The 20,898-nt window shown below is 51.1% G+C and carries 20 protein-coding genes; 14 read left to right on the top strand and 6 right to left on the bottom strand.

Translation table 11 applies throughout. The features are described 5' to 3' along the window. The first annotated feature begins 335 nt into the window (after positions 1-335). From topA to SU32_RS07215, 6 genes are all read left to right on the top strand, one after another. Positions 336-3,011, top strand: a complete 2,676-nt coding sequence (topA, locus tag SU32_RS07240; protein WP_053998683.1) for a type I DNA topoisomerase — start codon at positions 336-338, stop codon at positions 3,009-3,011. A gap of 98 nt (positions 3,012-3,109) precedes the next feature. After that, entirely contained in the window at positions 3,110-5,377 is a 2,268-nt protein-coding gene (rnr, locus tag SU32_RS07235) for a ribonuclease R (protein ID WP_053998734.1), read from the top strand. A gap of 8 nt (positions 5,378-5,385) precedes the next feature. Continuing rightward, positions 5,386-5,835 (top strand): DUF983 domain-containing protein, encoded by a 450-nt coding sequence (locus SU32_RS07230; protein WP_053998682.1) that lies wholly within the window; start codon positions 5,386-5,388, stop codon positions 5,833-5,835. Then, positions 5,828-6,481: an NUDIX hydrolase gene (locus SU32_RS07225; protein ID WP_053998681.1), complete on the top strand. Its 654-nt coding sequence runs from the start codon at positions 5,828-5,830 to the stop codon at positions 6,479-6,481. Before SU32_RS07230 ends, SU32_RS07225 begins: the two co-directional genes overlap by 8 nt. Positions 6,482-6,688: 207 nt before the next feature. Further along, positions 6,689-6,856 carry a 50S ribosomal protein L33 gene (gene rpmG, locus SU32_RS07220; RefSeq protein WP_053998733.1) on the top strand — a complete coding sequence of 56 codons (168 nt, stop codon included), beginning with the start codon at positions 6,689-6,691 and terminating at the stop codon, positions 6,854-6,856. An 84-nt stretch (positions 6,857-6,940) separates the two neighbouring features. Further along, entirely contained in the window at positions 6,941-7,420 is a 480-nt protein-coding gene (locus SU32_RS07215) for a GNAT family N-acetyltransferase (RefSeq protein ID WP_053998732.1), read from the top strand. 43 nt (positions 7,421-7,463) lie between these two features. Here SU32_RS07215 and SU32_RS07210 read toward each other — a convergent pair whose 3' ends face one another. Together SU32_RS07210 and SU32_RS07205 are read right to left on the bottom strand one after the other, a co-directional pair. Beyond that, positions 7,464-8,834, bottom strand: coding sequence for a PleD family two-component system response regulator (locus SU32_RS07210; protein ID WP_053998680.1), 1,371 nt, complete (start codon positions 8,832-8,834; stop codon positions 7,464-7,466). 30 nt (positions 8,835-8,864) lie between these two features. Beyond that, positions 8,865-9,236, bottom strand: a complete 372-nt coding sequence (locus SU32_RS07205) for a response regulator (protein WP_053998679.1) — start codon at positions 9,234-9,236, stop codon at positions 8,865-8,867. Positions 9,237-9,356: 120 nt separating this feature from the next. On the opposite strand from SU32_RS07205, the gene SU32_RS07200 reads away from it, so the two are divergent. Genes SU32_RS07200 through arsH form a run of 8 tightly spaced genes read left to right on the top strand, consistent with a single transcriptional unit; the run spans position 9,357 to position 14,124 of the window. Next, positions 9,357-9,668, top strand: a complete 312-nt coding sequence (locus tag SU32_RS07200; protein WP_082376541.1) for a DUF3572 domain-containing protein — start codon at positions 9,357-9,359, stop codon at positions 9,666-9,668. Between the two features lie 2 nt (positions 9,669-9,670). Further along, positions 9,671-10,978, top strand: coding sequence for a DNA polymerase IV (locus SU32_RS07195; RefSeq protein WP_053998678.1), 1,308 nt, complete (start codon positions 9,671-9,673; stop codon positions 10,976-10,978). Next, the gene (locus tag SU32_RS07190) at positions 10,971-11,456 is read left to right on the top strand and encodes a YaiI/YqxD family protein (RefSeq protein ID WP_053998677.1); all 486 of its coding nucleotides are present in this window, start codon (positions 10,971-10,973) and stop codon (positions 11,454-11,456) included. The genes SU32_RS07195 and SU32_RS07190 overlap by 8 nt, the downstream gene beginning before the upstream one ends. A gap of 53 nt (positions 11,457-11,509) precedes the next feature. Further along, positions 11,510-11,842, top strand: coding sequence for an ArsR/SmtB family transcription factor (locus tag SU32_RS07185; protein WP_053998676.1), 333 nt, complete (start codon positions 11,510-11,512; stop codon positions 11,840-11,842). Positions 11,843-11,853: 11 nt separating this feature from the next. After that, positions 11,854-12,351 (top strand): arsenate reductase ArsC, encoded by a 498-nt coding sequence (locus tag SU32_RS07180; protein ID WP_053998675.1) that lies wholly within the window; start codon positions 11,854-11,856, stop codon positions 12,349-12,351. Continuing rightward, the gene (locus SU32_RS07175; protein ID WP_053998674.1) at positions 12,348-13,013 is read left to right on the top strand and encodes an MIP/aquaporin family protein; all 666 of its coding nucleotides are present in this window, start codon (positions 12,348-12,350) and stop codon (positions 13,011-13,013) included. The genes SU32_RS07180 and SU32_RS07175 overlap by 4 nt, the downstream gene beginning before the upstream one ends. Next, positions 13,010-13,414 (top strand): arsenate reductase (glutaredoxin), encoded by a 405-nt coding sequence (gene arsC / locus SU32_RS07170; protein ID WP_053998673.1) that lies wholly within the window; start codon positions 13,010-13,012, stop codon positions 13,412-13,414. Before SU32_RS07175 ends, arsC begins: the two co-directional genes overlap by 4 nt. Then, on the top strand, positions 13,411-14,124 hold the full coding sequence (gene arsH / locus SU32_RS07165) for an arsenical resistance protein ArsH (protein ID WP_053998672.1): 714 nt from the start codon (positions 13,411-13,413) through the stop codon (positions 14,122-14,124). Before arsC ends, arsH begins: the two co-directional genes overlap by 4 nt. Here arsH and SU32_RS17075 read toward each other — a convergent pair. From SU32_RS17075 to SU32_RS07145, 4 genes are all read right to left on the bottom strand, one after another. Next, positions 14,121-14,822, bottom strand: coding sequence for a TIR domain-containing protein (locus tag SU32_RS17075; RefSeq protein WP_082376529.1), 702 nt, complete (start codon positions 14,820-14,822; stop codon positions 14,121-14,123). The two genes, arsH and SU32_RS17075, sit on opposite strands and share 4 nt — an antisense overlap. 29 nt (positions 14,823-14,851) lie before the next feature. After that, positions 14,852-18,379, bottom strand: a complete 3,528-nt coding sequence (dnaE, locus tag SU32_RS07155; RefSeq protein ID WP_053998671.1) for a DNA polymerase III subunit alpha — start codon at positions 18,377-18,379, stop codon at positions 14,852-14,854. Between the two features lie 482 nt (positions 18,380-18,861). After that, complete coding sequence (locus tag SU32_RS07150) at positions 18,862-19,581, bottom strand: ABC transporter ATP-binding protein (RefSeq protein WP_053998729.1); 720 nt, start codon at positions 19,579-19,581, stop codon at positions 18,862-18,864. After that, entirely contained in the window at positions 19,581-20,897 is a 1,317-nt protein-coding gene (locus SU32_RS07145) for a lipoprotein-releasing ABC transporter permease subunit (protein WP_053998670.1), read from the bottom strand. The genes SU32_RS07150 and SU32_RS07145 overlap by 1 nt, the downstream gene beginning before the upstream one ends. Position 20,898: the final 1 nt, after the last annotated feature.

Genomic DNA, 20,898 nt, shown 5'->3' with positions numbered 1-20,898 from the left:
GCCAGAACACGCAGCTCCCCCAACATGGCTTGAATATAACGGATGCGCTCCATTCTTGCAGTACGAAGGTTTTCTATCATATCAATATCAGTCCGCTGCACGTGCTGCTACTACGTAAGTTACCGCCACGTCACGCACGATACATCGTTAAAGTTGTATATCAACCCCATATATGTCATTTTTTACAACCTATGGACGCATTTAGCTAAAAGAATAATTTCCTAATCGTGTAAATAATATGCTTTGGGCTTGACCAACGCCCTTCACAAAGCCATGTGCTGTCCAGTTATTAGATTGGTGCTCTAAGGCCCAAAACCTCAGGATAAGTGTTTATTATGGAAGTCGTCGTTGTTGAGTCGCCTGCAAAAGCCAAGACAATCAACAAGTATTTAGGCCCGGATTATAAGGTGTTTGCTTCCTTTGGTCATGTGCGTGATCTGCCGCCGAAAGACGGATCCGTGCTGCCGGATGAAGATTTCGCGATGTCCTGGCAGGTTGATACAGCCTCCAACAAACGCCTGAAAGAAATCGCCGATGCTGTAAAAAACGCCGATGGCCTCATTCTCGCAACCGACCCCGACCGCGAGGGAGAAGCTATTTCCTGGCATGTGCTGGAAGTTCTGGCAAAAAAGAAAGCTTTAAAGGACAAGCCGGTTCACCGTGTGGTGTTTAACGCCATCACCAAAAAAGCGGTGAGCGACGCTATGGCCAATCCGCGCGAGATCGACCAGCCGCTCGTCGATGCTTATCTGGCACGCCGCGCGTTGGACTATTTGGTCGGGTTCAACTTGTCACCGGTTCTATGGCGCAAATTGCCCGGCGCCCGCTCTGCCGGACGTGTGCAGTCCGTGACATTGCGGCTGGTGACAGACCGCGAAGCGGAAATCGAGCATTTCAAGCCGGAAGAATATTGGAGCGTGATTGCGCATCTAAAATCAGCGCAAGGGGCCAGCTTTGAAGCGCAGCTCAATACGATTGATGGCAAAAAAACCAATAAGATGACGCTGAAGAATGGCGACGAAGCCGGTTCCGTCAAAACCGCGCTGGAAAACGCCACTTTTGCAGTAACATCTGTTGAAGCAAAACCCGTACGACGCAATCCGCCACCGCCATTTACAACGTCCAGCCTGCAACAGGCCGCATCAGCCAAGCTTGGCTTTGCCCCTGCCCGCACCATGCAGATCGCGCAAAAGCTCTATGAGGGTATTGATGTAGGCGGCGAGACAACCGGTCTTATCACCTATATGCGTACCGATGGTGTTCAAATGGCGCCGGAGGCAATCAGTAGTTCGCGCGATGCGATCGGCCAGCGCTTTGGCGCGAACTTCGTGCCGGACAAACCGCGCCATTATGAATCAAAAGCGAAAAACGCTCAGGAAGCGCACGAAGCTATTCGCCCGACAGATTTCATGCGCGCGCCTGATGATATCAAGTCCAAGCTTAATGACGAGCAGTTCAAGCTTTATGATTTGATCTGGAAACGCTCCATCGCATCGCAGATGGAAGCGGCACAGATGGAGCGCACAACGGCAGAAATTGAAGCGAATGGCGAAAAGCGCACAATTGGGCTTCGTGCTTCGGGTACGGTCGTTAAATTTGAAGGTTTTCTGGCAGCCTATACCGAGCATAAGGATGACCAGAAAAAAGACGATGACAATGGAGATGATGACAGCAAGCGCCTGCCGGAACTGAAAACCGGCGAGGCTTGCGAAAAAGAAAAGATTGAGGCTGAACAACATCATACGACACCGCCGCCGCGTTATTCCGAAGCATCGCTAATCAAGAAAATGGAAGAGCTTGGCATTGGTCGGCCGTCAACCTATTCAGCGACCTTATCAACGCTTAAAGACCGTGAATATGTGCGTCTTGAGAAACGCGCCCTCGTGCCGGAAGCAAAGGGACGTCTTGTAACCGCATTCCTTCAGGATTTCTTTGAACGCTATGTGGAGTTCGATTTTACCGCATCGCTGGAAGAAAAGCTCGATCAGATTTCTGACGGCTCACTGCAGTGGAAAGATGTGCTGCGTCAGTTCTGGGATGAGTTTTCCGCGCATATTGACGGCACTAAAGAGTTGCGCATTACCAATGTGCTGGATGCGCTTAATGAACGTCTCGAACCGCTTGTGTTTCCCGAACGCGAAGACGGCTCGGATCCGCGTATCTGCCCGAAATGCGGCACGGGTAATCTCAGCTTGAAACTGGGCAAATTCGGCTCCTTTGTCGGCTGCTCGAACTATCCGGAGTGTAATTTCACACGCCAGCTTGGCCAGGAAGGTGAAGGCAGTGCCGATGCGCTTGCCGACGGTCCGAAAGAGTTGGGCACCGATCCGTTTACCGAGGAAATGATTACACTACGCACCGGCCGTTTTGGCCCTTACGTGCAGCGCGGCGAAGGCAAGGAAGCCAAACGCGCAGGCATTCCCAAAGGCTGGAGCGTTTCAGAAATTGATCATGAAAAAGCGCTCGAACTTCTTGCATTGCCGCGCGATGTTGGTGCGCACCCTGAAACCGGCAAGATGATCTCTGCCGGACTTGGCCGTTATGGTCCGTTCGTTTTGCATGATGGCAAATATGCTAATCTTGAAAGCGTTGATGAAGTATTTTCGATCGGGCTTAACCGTGCCGTTTCCGTTATCGCTGACAAAGCCGCTAATCCGGGCCGCGGGCGCGCAGCGCCTGCCAAAGCGCTCAAAGAGCTTGGCGAACATCCTGAGGTTGGCGGACCGATCACGGTTAAAGACGGCCGCTATGGCCCTTATGTCAATCATGGTAAGATTAACGCAACAATTCCAAAGGACACCGATCCGCAAAGCATTGATCTGGAAGCCGCTGTGCGCATGATTGCCGAGCGTGCCGAAAAAGCCGGTAAAAAGGTGGGCGGCGCTGCAGCAAAGAAGAAAACAGCCGCCAAGAAAAAACCGGCTGCGAAGAAAAAGACAACCGCTAAGAAAACCACAGCAAAAAAGCCAGCGGCCAAGAAAACTGCTGCCAAAACAGCTGACGAGGCATAATGGCTGAAACCCGCGCACAAAGACGGGCCAAACTTGAAGCCAGAAAACAGGCGCGTGCTGGAGCCGAATCCTCACGCGCCAAAAGCCGGTCGAAAACAATGAAGCGCGCCGACAAAGGCAGCATGAAAATGCCTTCGCGCGATGCGCTTTTATCTTTTATCCGCGAGAACCCTGATCTGGCAACCAAACGCGATATTGCAAAAGCCTTTAATTTGAAAGGCGATGACCGTGTTGCACTCAAGCACTTTCTTAAAGAACTGGAAGCCGATGGTATCTTCCAGAAACGCGGCAAACGCTTTGCCGAACCCAATGCGCTTAATGGCACGACGGTTTTGGAAATCATCTCACGCGACAAAGATGGCGGTCTTGTCGCCAAACCGCAGGATTGGGATGAAGATATGCAGGGCGAGCGCCCGCATGTCCATATCACAACACCGCGCAATCCACGTGCGAAAGTCATCATTCCAGGCGTTGGCGAAACTGTGCTTGCGCGGGTTGGCCGCAATGGCGACGGTGAATATTCCGCACGGGTTATCAAGCGTCTTGAGCGTCCGAAATCGGCAACACTCGGCATTGTACGCAAAATCGACGATGGCAGCTGGCGCCTGATCCCCATTGAGCGCAAAGAAAATGAACTTGATATTCAGCCGAATAATCTTGGCGATGCGCAGGATGGCGATCTGGTTGAAATCAGTGTTGTAAAAACGGGCCGCTATGGCCTTGCTTCAGCTAGAGTTCTGAACGTTATTGGATCGCTGTCATCTGAAAAAGCGGTGTCCATGATTGCGATTCATGCACAGGGTATACCGCATATTTTCCCCGATGCTGTTTTGAATGAGGCGGAAGCGGCTCAACAGCCAACAATCAAAGCGCCGCGTGAAGACTGGCGCGATGTGCCGCTGATCACCATTGATCCGGCAGATGCCAAAGACCATGATGATGCTGTTTATGCGCAGGCCGACCCCGACAATAAGGGCGGATTTATTCTCTATGTGGCTATTGCGGATGTTGCCTATTTTGTACGTCCTGGCTCCAAAATGGACCGCGAGGCCTTAAAGCGCGGCAATTCGGTCTATTTTCCTGACCGTGTCGTGCCGATGCTGCCCGAGCGCATTTCCAATGATTTATGCTCATTGCGCGGCGGCGTGGATCGGCCTGCGCTGGCGGTGAAAATGTGGTTTGACGCCAATGGCGAGAAAACAAAGCACAGCTTCCACCGCATTATGATGATGAGCCATGCAAAACTGTCCTATCAGCAGGCACAGGCAGCAATCGATGGCGCGACAGATGATGATACCGCGCCGATAATGGACGATATTCTCAAGCCATTATGGGATTGCTACGCCTGTATGAAAATTGGCCGCAACAGACGCGGGCCGCTTGAGCTTGATCTGCCGGAACGCAAAATCAAGCTGAAAGAAGATGGCACCGTCGACAAGGTTATCGTCCCTGCCCGACTAGATGCGCACAAACTGATCGAAGAATGTATGATCCAGGCCAATGTTGCCGCGGCCGAAACGCTGGAGAAAAACGAGCAAATGCTCGTTTACCGCACACATGATGCGCCATCGCTTTCCAAGCAGGAATCATTGCGCGAGTTTCTGAAAACACTCGATATTCCGCTAGCGCAAGGCGCAGCGCTCAAGCCACAAGCCTTTAACGGCATTCTTGAGCGCGTCAAAGATACCGACCACGCTGACCTTGTGAATTCCGTTGTTTTGCGCAGCCAGAGCCAGGCTGAATATACGCCGGAGAATTACGGTCATTTCGGATTGAATTTACGCCGCTATGCGCATTTTACATCGCCAATCCGCCGCTATGCGGATCTAATCGTCCATCGCGCGCTCATAGAAGCCTTATCACTGGGTGACGGGAAAGACGGGCTGCCGGAGTTGGAACTGGACGATCTGCGCGAAATTGCCAGCAGCATCAGCCAGTCTGAACGGCGTGCGGTACAGGCAGAGCGCTCAACCATTGACCGGCTTATTGCACAGCATCTTGAAGACCGTATCGGCGATAGCTTTGACGGACGTGTCGCCGGCATGACCAGTTCCGGCCTATTTGTCACACTCAATGTGACTGGCGCGGACGGATTTGTTCCCATATCTAAGTTGGGCGACGATTATTATCATTTCGATGAAACCGCGCAGGCCATGATTGGCGAGAAATCGGGGCTTGGATACAGGTTGGGCGATAGTGTCGAAGTGAAGGTCGTCGAAGTACAACCGATGGCAGGTGCCATGCGTTTTGAAATGATGTCCGAACCTCGTGACCTTGGCATGAGAACACGATCATTTCATAAAGCAAGGCGCAGAAAATCTGCCGGTAAACCGTTTGGCAAAAGGTCCAAGCGCGGCAAGAGATAGGAAAGCGAATGACCGACGTTCAGGTTTTTGGCAATCACCCTCCACAGGACAGGCGCGCTTTATGGCCGGCGATGAAGAACGGTATGCGTTGTAAATGTCCCAATTGCGGGCAAGGCAGGCTGTTTAGCCGTTTTGCCAAGTCCGTCGATGCTTGCGAAAACTGCGGCGAGGAAATTTTTCACCACCGGGCCGATGATCTGCCTGCCTATTTGAACCTGTTTATTGTGGGCCACATCGTCGTCGGCGCATATTTGATGTTTGACCGCATCACCGATCTTTCCCCTTGGACAGAAGTAGTCTTATGGACTGTAATCGCTGTCCTTATGACTATTGCCGTGCTTCAACCTGTGAAAGGTTTTGTCATCGGCCTTCAATGGGCCAACCATATGCACGGTTTTGGCGGTGACGGCGAAGACGGCACGTTAGACAAGAATATCGACCCGACACATTATGGCTAACGATACCGCACCAGACTTCGGTAATGGTCCGGCGCCAAAGCGCTATCCCAATACACGCCCGAAGCCTGCCGCCTCTCTTGTGCTTGTTGACACATCTGGCGACTCCCCGCGTTTTCTGATGGGGCGACGCTCCATGAAACATGTGTTTATGCCCGGGTTCTTTGTCTTTCCCGGTGGCCGCTTCGAGCGCTCGGACAATATGTCAAGAGCCGCGCTTCCAAGCGAAGATGAAGCGCTTATCCATGCGCAAGCAGCCAAAACACCCCATGCGGGCGCCCTGCTTTCCTGCGCCTTACGCGAAACTCAGGAAGAAACCGGAATCGCACTTGAAAGTGATACGCTGAACGCGCGTTATCTGGCGCGTGCTATCACACCGCCCGGACAGGTTCGCCGCTACGATACTCGTTTCTTTATCGCCTTATGTGATTCTGAAACAGTCTCGCCAACACGTTCAACCGATGACGAGCTGTCCGGCATTGCATGGATAGGTATGGACGAAATGCCGGAAGGCCGAATCCATCGCATTACCGAACTTGTTCTCAAATCATCTTTGGAACGACTTGAGAACGATCCTGCTTTGTCAAAGGTGACAAAAACACCGACCTTTTGCTTTCGCTATGGCAAACCGGTTACCGAATATGCCTGACATGCACTGTGTTCGAACAAAGTAAAGGCAGAACCGCTACCCGTTTCGTAGGAAAACCATTCACTGGATGGTTTTCTAGCCCACTCAACTACCGTGATTGCTTTAATGCTTGACATTCCGCAGCGGATAAGTAGGTTCGCCTCAAATCCGGAAACGCGCTGAAAACGTGTGCCGGTCTTTTTTATTGAAAATATCAGGTGCTTCATCATGGCAAAAGCCACAACAATCAAAGTAAAAATGCTTTCCACTGAAGGCACTGGCTATTTCTACACAGCCAAGAAAAACAGCCGCACAATGACCGAGAAAATGGTCAAACGTAAGTATGACCCAGTGGTACGCAAACACGTTGAATTTAAAGAAGCTAAAATTAAGTAATCTTCTTTACATTTCATTTTAAAAAGCCGCTGCAATCATATGATTTGCAGCGGCTTTTTTATTTTCAAATTCAGGGTGATTCTCATGACTTATTCTTTTCAAAACGCCCAGGAAGAACACCTGAATGATATCGTGCGTATCTGGCATGAAGGCTGGAACGATGCCCATGCTGCGATTGTGCCTGCCGAACTCACACAGAAACGGACGGCTGAAAGTCTCGAAAAACGCGCAAAAGATAATCTGGCCAATTTCAGGGTTATGCTGGCGGATGGGAAAGTCGCCGCTTTTCATATGATAAAGGGCGACGAGCTGGACCAACTCTTCGTTGATCGCGCCTATCGCGGAAAAGGTGCCGCCAAAGCCCTGATTGATGATGCAGAGGAAATATTGCTGGAGAACGGCACCAAGACCGCATGGCTGGCCTGCGCCATTGGTAACGAGCGCGCTGCCGCATTCTACCGCAAGGCCGGTTGGATTTTCACACGCGAAATTCCTCTTCCCGTTTATGTCGAATCAGGAAGCTTCACTCTGAATGTATGGCGCTTTGAAAAGCGTTTGGCCTAGAGCATTTCAGCCAAGGGTAGAACTGTATGAAATGCTCTTTAAATTAAGCCGCTCTTGCGACAACCTTGTTGCGACCGCCTGCTTTGGCTTCATAAAGCGCTGTATCAGCCTGTTTTAAAAGGTCGCTCATATTATCGTCGCTGTTACGGTTCAGCGTTGCAACACCCACACTTGTCGTTACCGACAGCACTTGGTCTGCGGATGCAAATCCCGCCTCTTCCACACTCTCGCGCAGACGTTCGGCCACTTCAGCGGCCATTTGCGCGGATGTGTCCGGCATAACAATGACAAACTCCTCACCGCCATAGCGGCACGCCAGATCCATTCCTCGCACATTCTGGCGCAGGCGGTTGGCAAATTCGCGCAAAACATCATCGCCGGTCGCATGACCGTATGTGTCATTGATGCTTTTGAACTTATCAATATCGGTAATTAGCAATGACAGTTCACGCCCGCGATTGCGCGCACGCTCAACGAGTGTTTGCAGATGTGTATCGAGATAACGGCGGTTATGTAGCCCTGTCAGGCCATCAGTCACAGCCAGTTCAATCGATTCTGCCACATTGGAACGCAGACCGTCATGATAATGCTTGCGGCGGACCTGCGTGCGCAGACGCGCAATAAATTCATTGGCATCAATCGGGCGGATAACATAATCATTGACGCCCAGCTCCAGCGCGCGCGAAACAAGCACGTCATTTTCCGCATCGCAGGCAAGGATAATCGGCAGGAACCGTGTCCGGTTCAGCGAGCGTATCTGACTGCACACACGCAGCGGGTCAAATCCGGCCAGATCAGCCGACAGGATGACACAATCATAATTTCCTTCGGCAGCTGCGAAAAGACCGTCTTGCGGATTGGCAATATGATGAAGTTTGGCGTTTTTGCGCAATACTGACGAAAAGCGCTCAAAGACAGAGACACGCTCGTCAATCAGCAGCACATTCGGTTTTTCTTTGGTTATGTCTGCGCCCTTAGCCAACAATTCTTCGATGGCAATATCGCGGGTCGTCACAGCGCGCAAACGAAGCTCATCGGTCAGCATTTTGAGACGCACAAGACTTTTCACTCTTGCCATCAGTTGCAATTCATTAACCGGTTTTGTCAAAAAATCGTCCGCACCGCATTCCAGACCGCGAACACGGTCCTGAATCTGGTCCAAAGCCGTCACCATGACCACCGGAATGTGACTTGTTGCCGGATGATTTTTGATGCGGGTACACACTTCGAACCCGTCGATTCCCGGCATCATAATATCCAAAAGAACCAAATCGACTTGTTCTGATTCCAGCACTTCAAGCGCTGTTTTGCCGTCAAAAGCGGTCAAAACCTCGAAATATTCCTGTTCCAAGCGTGTTTTCAGCAAATCTACGTTTGGCTTCAGATCATCGACAACAAGTATACGAGCGGTCATTTTATACGTCTCCGGCTACGATTGTGCTCTTTAAGCCTCACCAAGATACGACTTAATAGTTTCTATAAATTTAGGAACCGAGATCGGTTTCGAAATATAGCCCTCACAACCGCCCTGACGGATGCGTTCCTCATCGCCTTTCATGGCAAATGCAGTCACCGCAATGACCGGAATGTGATGCAAATCATCATCCTCTTTCAACCATTTGGTAACTTCCAGACCGGAGACCTCCGGCAGTTGGATATCCATGAGAATCAGGTCGGGTTTATTCGAGCGTGCGAGCTCAAGTGCTTCCAGCCCGCTATATGTGCGTATTGTCTCGAAGCCGGTTGCTTCGATTATGTCGCGAAAGAGCTTCATATTCAGCTCGTTATCCTCGACAATCATTACACGTTTCGCCATGCTTTACCTCTTTACGGTTGCGATAGAGAATCAGCCCCGTTTTCGACATTGTGCCTCGCGGCACCTGATAAAATCTATATTGCTAATTTATTGAGATAAAACAAACGTGCGAGCGATAATATGAATGATTCTGCCAACAGCGCTATGAATGCCGACCATGAGTCCATTGCCATTGGCGCATTGTCATGGATTGCTTCGGACGGTGAATTGATGACACGTTTTCTGGGTCTAACCGGTATTGAGCCTGACCAGATACGTGATGTCGCCAGCGAGCCTGGGTTTCTGGCTGCCGTATTGGATTTTTTGCTGGCGCATGAGCCTACGCTGAACCGCTTTTGCGAGGATAACGGGCTGGAACCAAAAATCGTCGCACGGGCACGGCAACGCTTTGGCGGTCAATTTGTCCCCGGCCCCGGTGATTATACAGGTTAGCCATGGCGCAAAGTGGCACATTCGGATTTTGCCGTGACTGCATGACACCGCGCACAAATTCTGCGCGGCGCTGTATCAAATGCGGAAGCCCGCGAAAGGCAGAACATCCCGAACTTAATGAGCTGTCCATTGCGCATATTGATTGCGACGCATTTTTTGCCTCTGTTGAAAAACGCGATAATCCCGACATTCGCGACAAGCCTGTTATTGTCGGCGGCGGAAAGCGCGGTGTTGTCTCCACATGCTGTTATATCGCGCGTACATATGGCGTGCGCTCTGCCATGCCCGCTTTCAAAGCGATGGAACTTTGCCCCGATGCGGTTGTGATAAAACCGGATGGCGAGAAATATGCCCGTGTTGGCCGCCAAGTCCGCGCCATGATGGAAGAGCTGACGCCTTCGGTTGAGCCGATCTCGATTGATGAGGCGTTTCTTGATTTAAGCGGCACCGAAAAGCTGCATAAGGATACCCCTGCCCGCACATTGGCGAAATTCGCAAAACGCGTCGAAGACGAAGTTGGCATTTCCGTCTCTGTCGGCCTTTCCTATTGTAAGTATCTTGCCAAGATTGCCTCCGACTTTGAAAAACCACGCGGGTTTTCGGTCATCGGCAAGGCTGAAGCCCTTTCATTTCTGGCCGACAAGCCGGTCAAAATGATCTGGGGTGTCGGCCCATCCTTTGAAAGAACGCTGCATAGTGACGGCATTAAACTGATTGGCCAATTGCAGGAAATGGATGAAGGTACGCTGATGAAGCGTTACGGCACGATGGGCCAGCGGCTTTTCAATCTGTCACGCGGCATCGATCATCGGACCATAAAACAGCGCGGCGCTGCCAAAAGCGTGAGCCACGAGACAACATTTAACGAAGATCATGCAACTGCTGATGTGCTTGTTCCCGTGTTGCGGGCGCTGTCTGAAAAAGTATCCGCGCGCCTTAAACAAAAAAATATTGCCGGACGCACCATTGTTCTCAAACTCAAAGATAAAGAGTTCAAATCAATTACCCGCAACAAGCAGCTTAGCGACCCGACACAATTGGCCGACCGGATTTTTCGCACCGCCATGACCATGCTGGAGAAAGAAATTAACGGCACGAAATACCGGCTTCTTGGCGTCGGTGTTTCGGACTTTGCCGACTCGCAGCGTGCTGATCCGCTGGACCTCATTGATATTGACGGCACCCGCCGCGCTGAAATGGAGCGCGCAATGGACAAATTACGCGGTAAATTCGGTGATCGAGCGGTTGAAACCGGCTATACATTCGGCACAGGTAGCCGCGGAAAGCCAAAGAGAAAAGAAAATGACTGATATCGATAGCATCACAAATCCCACCATCCTCATTGATGCCGATGCCTGCCCTGTCAAAGACGAGACCTATAAAGTGGCCGAACGCTACGGCTTTGGCGTCATCACCGTATCCAACAGCTTTATGCGGGTGCCGCGCGAAGATTTTATCCGGCAAGTTGTTGTTTCGGACAAGTTTGATGCGGCTGATGACTGGATTGCCGAACGCGCATCGGCTTTAACCATTGTCATTACAGCCGATATTTTGCTCGCGGAACGTTGTATAAAAGCGGGCGCAAGCGTTCTGGCACCCAACGGCAAGCCTTTTACTGAAAACTCAATCGGCTCTCAGGTTGCAACACGGGCCATCATGGCGGACCTGCGCGCGGGCGCAGTCGGCCAGAATATTGGTGGACCGCCACCCTTTTCCAAAGCGGACCGCTCCCGCTTTTTACAGGCGCTTGATCTGGCTGTCACAAAACTGAAACGCAACAAGGCGTAAATAATCTCAAGAATTGCCTTGCATCATCATAATATATCAATTATTCATGATATATGGATATTAAACAGACAACCAGCGCTTTTGCCGCTTTAAGCCAGACCACACGGCTGGAAGCATTACGCATTCTCATCAAGTCCGGTGCCGACGGCATGCTTGCCGGTGACATTAGCGATATGATGGAAGTGCGCCAGAACACGATGTCGGCCAATCTAAGCGTTCTTTTACATGCAGGTCTGGTGCGCAATGAGCGCGAAGGCCGTTCCATTCGTTATTATGCTGACTTTGAAGGGCTGCGCGGCGTTCTTGCGTTTCTGATGGAAGATTGCTGCGGCGGCTCACCGGAAAAATGCCAGCCTCTCATCAATGAAATTGCATGCGCTTGCTGAGGAGATAAGCAATGAGCGATCAAGTTTATAACGTGTTGTTTCTATGCACCGGAAATTCGGCACGTTCCATTTTGGCCGAAGCCATTATGAACCGCGTCGGCCAAGGACGCTTCAAAGCCTTCTCTGCCGGTTCACAACCGAAAGGCGAAGTGCACCCCAAAGCGTTATCGCTACTTAAGAACCTTAACTACAACACTGATTTTGCACGCTCCAAAGACTGGAAAGAATTCGTGCAACCGGATTCCCCAAAAATGGATTTTGTTTTCACCGTTTGTGACAATGCCGCAAATGAGGCATGTCCGGTATGGCCTGGTCAACCGATGAGCGCGCATTGGGGCATTCCTGATCCGGCGGCGGCGACAGGCACAGATGTGGAAATCGCGCTTGCCTTTGATGAGGCCTACAGAATGATGAATGCACGCCTCTCTATTTTCACGGCATTGCCTATCTCTGGCTTGGATAGACTATCTTTGCAAAACCGTTTGGATGAAATCGGCAAATCAAAATGAACTATTCCACTTCACAACGTGCTGTAGCCGAGTTCATCGGCACGGCCTTTTTGCTTGCGACCGTTGTCGGCTCGGGCATTATGGCCGAGCGTCTCGCAGATGGTAATGTTGCGATTGCGTTGCTCGGCAATACGATCCCGACAGGCGCGATACTTTATGTCCTGATCACCATGCTCGGCCCTATTTCCGGCGCTCATTTTAATCCGGCAGTCACGCTGGTTTTCATGCTGCGCAAAGAAATCGCACGGCGCGAAAGCCTTTTGTTTATCGCCGTTCAGATTATCGGCGGTTTGATCGGTGTGTGGGCGGCGCATTTGATGTTTGATGAACAGCTCATGCAATTCTCACTCAAAGTGCGCAGCGGCGGCGCGCAATGGTGGGCTGAAATCGTTGCCAGTTTCGGATTGATCTTCACCATTCTGGCAACCCTCAAACACCGTGCAGACGCTGTTCCTGCCGCTGTCGGCCTTTATATCACCGCCGCGTACTGGTTCACAGCATCGACAAGCTTTGCCAATCCGGCAGTGACCGTTGCACGTTCATTCTCTGACACATTTGCCGGCATCAGACCTGTCGATGCACCCGGCTTTATCATCGCACAAATCGTTGGCGCGGTTGCAGCATTTGCTGTTTGCCGCTGGCTGCTAAAGGAACAAAAATGACAATCGTTATTCACCACAATCCTGCTTGCGGAACGTCCCGTAACGTATTGGAAATCATTCGCAATTTCGTTGGCGAGCCAACTGTGATCGAATATCTGGATACCGGCTGGACCAAGCCGCAACTTTTAGCATTGTTCGCTATGGCCGATATTACGCCGCGCGAGGCGCTGCGTACCAGCAAATCACCTGCCGAAGAACTTGGCCTGACCGATCCTTCAGTGAGTGATGAAGCATTACTGGATGCGATGATCGAGCATCCTGTTCTTGTGAACCGCCCGATTGTGTGCACGCCGAAGGGTGCTGCCTTGTGCCGTCCGTCCGAGAAAGTGTTTGATCTGCTGGATGTCAAATCCGGTTCAAGCTTTACCAAAGAAGATGGTGAGGTTGTTGCAGCCCCATGAATGATTTACCGAATATTGAAGCCGACAGCTTGCGCCCTATCGATCTGGAAGCGCTAGGCGCACCAACGCAGCCAGATCACAAGCCACGCATTTTGATGCTTTACGGCTCGCTTCGTGAGCGCTCTTTTTCGCGCTTTGCCACCGAAGAAGCGGCCCGCATACTGGAAGTCTTGGGCGCTGACGTGAAAGTCTTCAATCCGGCCGGACTGCCGCTCGTCGATGAAACCAATCTCGATCATGAAAAAGTGCAGGAACTGCGTGAATTATCGCTTTGGTCCGAAGGTCAGGTCTGGTCATCACCGGAACGTCACGGCGCCATGACCGGGCTTATGAAAACGCAAATTGACTGGCTGCCACTGGCACCGATTGGCGGAGTGCGCCCGACGCAGGGACGCACGCTTGCACTTATGCAGGTTTGCGGCGGGTCGCAGAGTTTCAACACGGTCAACCAGATGCGTATTCTGGGCCGTTGGATGCGGATGATTACCATTCCCAACCAATCTTCAGTCGCCAAAGCGTGGAACGAGTTTGACGATGAAGGCCGTATGAAACCGTCACCTTATTACAACCGCATTGTGGACGTCATGGAAGAACTGATGAAATTCACATTGCTGACCCGTGCGCAGTCTGCCTATTTGACAGACCGCTATTCAGAGCGGGTTGAAAGCCGTGAGGAATTGTCAAAACGGGTAAATCAGGCGTCGATTTAGACTTTGCTCAAATCGATATGTATTCCTTTGCTACTGATTTCTTTCGCTAAGCTAAGGGCAGATTCGGAGACGTCTTCCTTAAATGGAATATATATCACACCTTGAATATCAGAAGGGCGCTCCATTTGAATTTGATCTTTCATAAGTACTGCTACCCTGTCCCTTCCGAGTACCGATAACATCATACCAAGTTCTAACACTACATTTTGACGTGCTCTATGTGCTTTTTCTTCAGGATGTTCTGCACGGTGCCCTTCATCATCAGGCGTCGCTAATACAACTGCAAAATTTGCATCTGAACGAACCCGTTCAAGTTTTTCAATTATAGTTTGACCACCTGAAGTTAATTGGTCGAGAATTAAAGGTTCAAGACCCCACCTACGCAGCATTGCTTCTAGCTGTGTCTTTGCAGCGACATCATGTCCATATACTACAAAAACTTTCCGGTTGCCATTTGCTGCCACAGGCGCAGAATCCTTAGATTTGGGAGAAATACTCAAACCAAAAATTGACTTTACTCGATCTTGATTTTTGCCCTGAATTACTAACTTCCCAGAATTATAAATACAGATTACTTCTCCATCACTTCCCTTAAATTGATGTCCATGCCCGTTACTCATCGGGCTCTCTTCAAGAATTTCTACTTCATTGTTATGCAGGACATCTCTTACCGAATTTACATCCCATTTTTTCGACATAGTAGTCCCCTTCCTCAGGTACTTATTACTTAAACCAGCTCCACATCCACAACGCCTTCAATGGCTTTGATGGCGCTGGCAACGGGTCCGGAAACGGCATATTTGCCCGGTAATTCGATCTCGACTTCACCTTCGCCTTCCGGCTTGATCATGATCAAAGATACGGGGCTGCGGCCCCGGCCCTGCAACTGACGCGCAATGCTTTTTGCCGGTTTTTGATCCCGCACAAACACCCGCAGCAAATGCGCTTCCCGCGCGCCCTGATCTTCGGAAAGCTCCGTAAGCGTATTCAATTGCAGACTGACAGAATCATCGTCGCGCACACGCACGCCAACCGTCAGGATGAAGCTTTTGCCGACTTCAAGCTTGTCGCCGAACTCTTCCAGCGCCTCGGAAAACAGCACAATCTCATATTGTCCGGTCGCATCCGACAATGTGATAATGCCCATTTTGTTGCCGGTTTTCGTGCGCCGTATTTGCTTGGATGCCACGGTTCCGGCCAAGCGCCCTGCTTCGGCACCGCGTTTAATACCGATGGCAAAATCAGCATATTGCTGAACACGCATCTTTTCCAAAATCATTTGATACGCATCAAGCGGGTGCGCCGAGAAGTAAAAACCGATGGACTGGAATTCCTTCATCAGTTTTTCGGAATCAGACCATTTGCTGTTTTGAGGAAGCTGCAAACGTTCCGGCTCGGCAGCGGCCATTGAGCCGAAAATGTCAGACTGTCCGCTGGCTTTTTCTTCAGATGTGCGCTGCGCAAGACCGACAATTCGGTCCAAACCGGTGACCAGCGAAGCGCGATCATGACCAAAGCAATCGAACGCGCCGGCGTAAATCAGGCCTTCAATTGTGCGCCTGTTGACCATTTTCGTGTCAATGCGTGTTGCAAAATCTTCCAATGATTCAAATGGCTTATCACCTCGCACTTCAACGATATGATCAACGGCAGCTTCGCCCACACCCTTAATGGCGGCAAGAGCATAGAAGATCTTGTTTTCAGCAACTTCAAAGCGCCTGAAAGACGTATTGACCGACGGCGAAATGACATCAATACCAAGCCGGATCGCATCGCGGCGGAAGTCATTCAGCTTCTCGGAGTTCTGCATATCATAGGTCATGGATGCAGCCAGAAATTCGACCGGATAATGGGCTTTAAGATAGGCCGTATGGTAGGATACCATCGCATAGGCAGCCGCGTGCGACTTGTTAAACCCATAGTCGGCGAACTTGGCCAGCAGGTCAAAGATAACATCCGCCTGCTGCTTCGTCAGATTGTTTTCCTTGGCGCCTTCCACAAAGCGGGAACGTTGCTTGTCCATCTCCTCGCGGATTTTCTTACCCATCGCGCGGCGCAGCAAGTCCGCTTCGCCCAGTGAGTAACCGGCCAGCACCTGCGCGATCTGCATCACCTGTTCCTGATAGATGATAACGCCTTGCGTTTCTGCCACCAGATGATCCACCATAGGATGAATCGAGGCGATCTCCTCCTCACCGTGCTTGCGCGCATTATAGGTCGGGATATTTTCCATCGGGCCGGGACGATAAAGCGCCACCAGCGCGATGATGTCCTCAATACAGTCCGGTTTCATGCCCACAAGGGCTTTACGCATCCCGGGACTTTCAACCTGAAAGATGCCCACGGTCTCACCCTTGGCCATCATTTCATAGGTCGGCGCATCATCCACAGGCACTTGCTGCAAATCGATGTCAATGCCGCGCCTCGCAATCAGTTTGACTGCCATGTTGAGAACGGTCAGCGTTTTCAGGCCCAAAAAATCAAATTTGACGAGGCCGGCTCTTTCCACCCATTTCATATTGAACTGGGTCACCGGCATGTCGGAACGCGGATCGCGGTACATCGGCACAAGGCGCGACAAAGGCCGGTCACCGATCACAATACCCGCCGCATGGGTGGACGCATGACGATAAAGCCCTTCCAGCTTTAGCGACATATCAAGCAACTGGCCGACAATAGGCTCGCGCTCGACTTCTTCCTCGAATTTGGGATCGCCCTCAATGGCTTTCGCAAGCGTTGTCGGCTGCGCAGGGTTATTGGGTACCATTTTACACAAACGGTCCACCTGTCCGTATGGCATTTCCAGCACACGGCCGACATCGCGCAGCACCGCCCGCGCCTGCAACGAACCAAAGGTGATGATTTGTGCCACCTCGGCGCGCCCATAACGGTCCTGCACATATTTGATGACTTCCTCACGGCGATCCTGACAAAAGTCGATATCAAAGTCGGGCATGGAGACACGCGCCGGATTAAGGAAGCGCTCGAAAAGAAGCGAAAAGCGCAATGGATCAATGTCGGTAATTGTCAGACACCAGGCAACCAGAGAACCGGCACCGGAACCTCGGCCTGGACCAACCGGAATCTCATGATCCTTGGCCCATTTGATAAAGTCCGCAACGATCAGAAAGTAGCCCGGAAATTTCATGTTTTCGATAATCGAAAGCTCGACTTCCAAACGGTCGTCATAATCTTTGCGCGAATAGCCTTCGGCCATGCCCTGATTGGAAAGCCGTTTTTCCAGTCCTTCACGCGCCTGACGCTTTAGCTCGTCCGATTCCGCCTGTAGGGCCTCTTCTTCACTCGCGCCCTCTGCCGCTTTGGTAAAGCGTGGCAAAATGGGTGCGCGTTCCAGCGGGTAATAATTGCAGCGCTTGGCGATTTCGACAGTTGATTCAATCGCCTCCGGTAAATCTTTAAATAAAGATACCATTTCGCTTTCGGTTTTCAGATAATTATCCGGCGATAATTGCCGCCGGTCATCGCGGGAGATGACCGTGCCCTCTGCAATCGCAATCAGCGCGTCATGGGCTTCATATTCATCGCGCGTCAGAAAGAAAGCTTCGTTGGTCGCCACCAAAGGCACGTCATGCTCATAGGCCATTGCAATCTGCGCAGCTTCAACACGCTTGCTGTATCCGGAAGGACGCTGCAATTCGATATAGAGGCGGTCGCCGAATGCAGATTTTAGAAATGTGAACCGCTCTGCAAGCGCCTTTTGATCCTGATTGGTTATTGCACGGCCAAGCGGCCCAAGTTCGCCGCCTGTTAGGCAGATGATGCCATCTGTATAGCCGTCCAGCCATTCAGGACGCAAATAAGTGCCGTCGGTCGCACCGGTATCAAGGTAAGCGCGGCTTACAAGCTCGACGAGATTGGCATAGCCTTGCTCGCTTGCCGCAATCAGAACGATTGGTTCGGGAACAATTGTCTGGTTTTTATTCTGGCTACCCTTCAGCGCAGCATTGGCATCACCGTCAGAATTCTTGGTAAAACGGATATCAAGCTGGCAGCCGACGATTGGCTGAATGCCCGCCCCTGTCGCTTTCACAGCAAATTCAAGCGCGCCGAAAAGATTGCCCGTGTCCGTAATGGCAATTGCGGGCGCTTTCTGGTCTTCTGCAAATTTGATAATTTTACCAACCTGCAATGCACCTTCCAAAAGTGAATAGGCTGAATGGGTGCGCAAATGGATAAATTTCGGCGTCACATAAATTTTGTCTGCAACATCCAAATTTGTATCATTATCAGCCATAAACAGCACCCCAAAACCACAACCGACTCTCTTATACGAGAGTACAAATATAAAGTTCGATTTTGAAGCAATTCAAAATGATGTCCACTATCTGACATCATCATCCCCGTTGTTCTTTTATAAAATGAAGAATGGTCGCGGCGGGCAGCTTATGGGGAAGTGCTGCATGCTGATGGGGGTTTGGGCAGAGCCGCGACCAATGCGGCGAACCGGATTAAATAAAGTCGACAAAAATTGAAAATGTTGCGACAAAGGCAGCGATTGAGGCCAGAGAAGCAAGGTCACGAACAAAGTCGGTCATGGTGAACAATCCTTTTGTTTTGTCTATGAGCCTATATTGTTCTATTTATGTTCTCATGTAAACCCTTTTTGTTCTCATTTTGGCACAGCGCGACAATATGGGTAACAAAACGTAAAGAAGCCCTCCGGCAACACACCGAAGAGCCTTTAAAACCAGTGCAATAAGCGAAAAATAAAAGCGCTTATAAAGATGCTTTAACCGCGGCTTTTACATCAAACGGCACCAGCTTGCCATCCTGCATCGTAATGGCGCGGTCCATTCTTGCGGCAAGCGCGTGATTGTGAGTCGCAATCAAAGCGCTCAAACCGGACTGACGCACCAGCGCTTCCAATGCCTCAAATACATAGGAAGACGTTTCAGGATCAAGATTGCCGGTCGGCTCATCTGCAAGCAGCAGCAAAGGCGCATTGGCGACGGCGCGCGCAATGGCAACGCGCTGTTGTTCCCCGCCGGACAGTTCTGCCGGGCGATGCGCCGCGCGCTGGCCGATACGCATATAGTCAAGCAATTCCTGCGCTCTGTCCTTTGCGTCCGACTGGGAAAGCCCGCGGATCATTTGCGGGAGCATGACATTTTCCAAAGCGGAAAACTCAGGCAGCAAATGGTGAAACTGGTAGACAAAGCCAATATCATTGCGCCGGCGCGCGGTACGTTGACGGTCGTTAAGGCCGGAGCACGCCTGCCCCGACAGATAGACCTCGCCGCCATTGGGACGCTCTAAAAGTCCGGCAGTGTGCAACAATGTCGATTTACCGGCACCTGAAGGCGCGACTAGCGCAACCATCTCGCCGGTTTCAATCGTCAGATTCGCGTCTTTAAGCACATCGAGACGTTTGCCCACTTCCTCATAATGACGCTGTACATTTTCCAGCAATAGTACCGGTGCGTTTCGTGCAGACATCATTCGTACCTCAAAGCTTCAACCGGATCGAGTTTGGCCGCACGGCGCGCTGGCAGGATAGCCGCCAGAAATGACAATATAAGTGCCAGAAGGATTACGGACATCGTTTCAAAGAAATCCATTTGCGCAGGAATTTCGCTTAAAAAGCGTACTGTCGGATCCCACACTTCCGCGCCTGAAATCCAGTTCATAAGGCGCTGTATTCCACGAATATTCAAGCAGACCAGAACACCGAGCAAGACACCTGCCGCAGTACCGGCCAAACCGACACCAGTGCCGGCCATGATAAAGATTCGTAAAATCGAATTTTGCGATGCGCCCATTGTGCGCAGAATAGCGATGCCGCGGCTTTTTTCTTTGACCAGCATGATCAGAGACGAAATAATATTGAGCGAAGCGACGATAACCACAATCGACAGGATCAGGAACATGGCATTGCGCTCAATCACAAGAGCAGAGAAGAATGCGCTGTTGCGTTGCTGCCAGTCGGTCACAACGAGCGGGCGCTCGGCTGCGGCCACAATATCGCTCTTGTACAGCCCCACATTATCAGGATCATCGACAAACACTTCGATGACCTGCACATTGTTTTCCTGATTAAAATAGAGCTGCGCTTCGTCCAGGTGCATGAAAACAATGGACGTATCATATTCCGACATGCCCATTTCGAAGATTGCTTCAACGGTGTAGCTTTTCACGCGCGGAATTGTGCCAAACGGTGTCACATCGCCTTCCGGTGAAACCAAGGTCAACTTATCACCGACAAGCAGTCCGAGGTTCTGCGCCATGCGAATGCCGATCGCGACGCCATTGCCCTCTTGATACTTCTCTAGCGAACCTTCCTTGATGTTTGTCGCAACGCTTTCCAGTCTGGCAAAGTCCTGTTTGCGCACACCGCGAACCAGCGCGCCGGTTCCGGCGCCTACATTGCCCGATGCAAGGGTTTGCCCCTCCAGTAATGGCAGAGCCATTTGCACGCCATGCACTTCCTCAAGCTTTTTGGCGACGGTATCATAATCATTGAGCGGCGTATCAGAGGCTTGCAAGATTATGTGGCCGTTGAGACCCAAAATCCGGTCCAGCAATTCAGCGCGAAAACCGTTCATCACAGCCATCACAATGATCAGAGCAGCCACACCAAGCATCACGCCCAGAAGGGAGATAACAGTCACAATCGACACCATGCGCTCTTGTTTGCGCGGTTTTAGGAAACGCCACGCAACAGTTCGCTCAAAGGCAGAAAACGGTCCTGCGCGACCATCCTGATTACGTGAATTCGCGGCCTCGCCTGCTTTACTCGCCTGTGATGCGCTCAAG

The organism is Ahrensia marina, assembly GCF_001293565.1.
In the GTDB taxonomy this organism is placed as follows: Bacteria; Pseudomonadota; Alphaproteobacteria; order Rhizobiales; family Rhizobiaceae; genus Ahrensia; species Ahrensia marina.
This window is presented reverse-complemented; position numbering and strand designations above follow the sequence as displayed.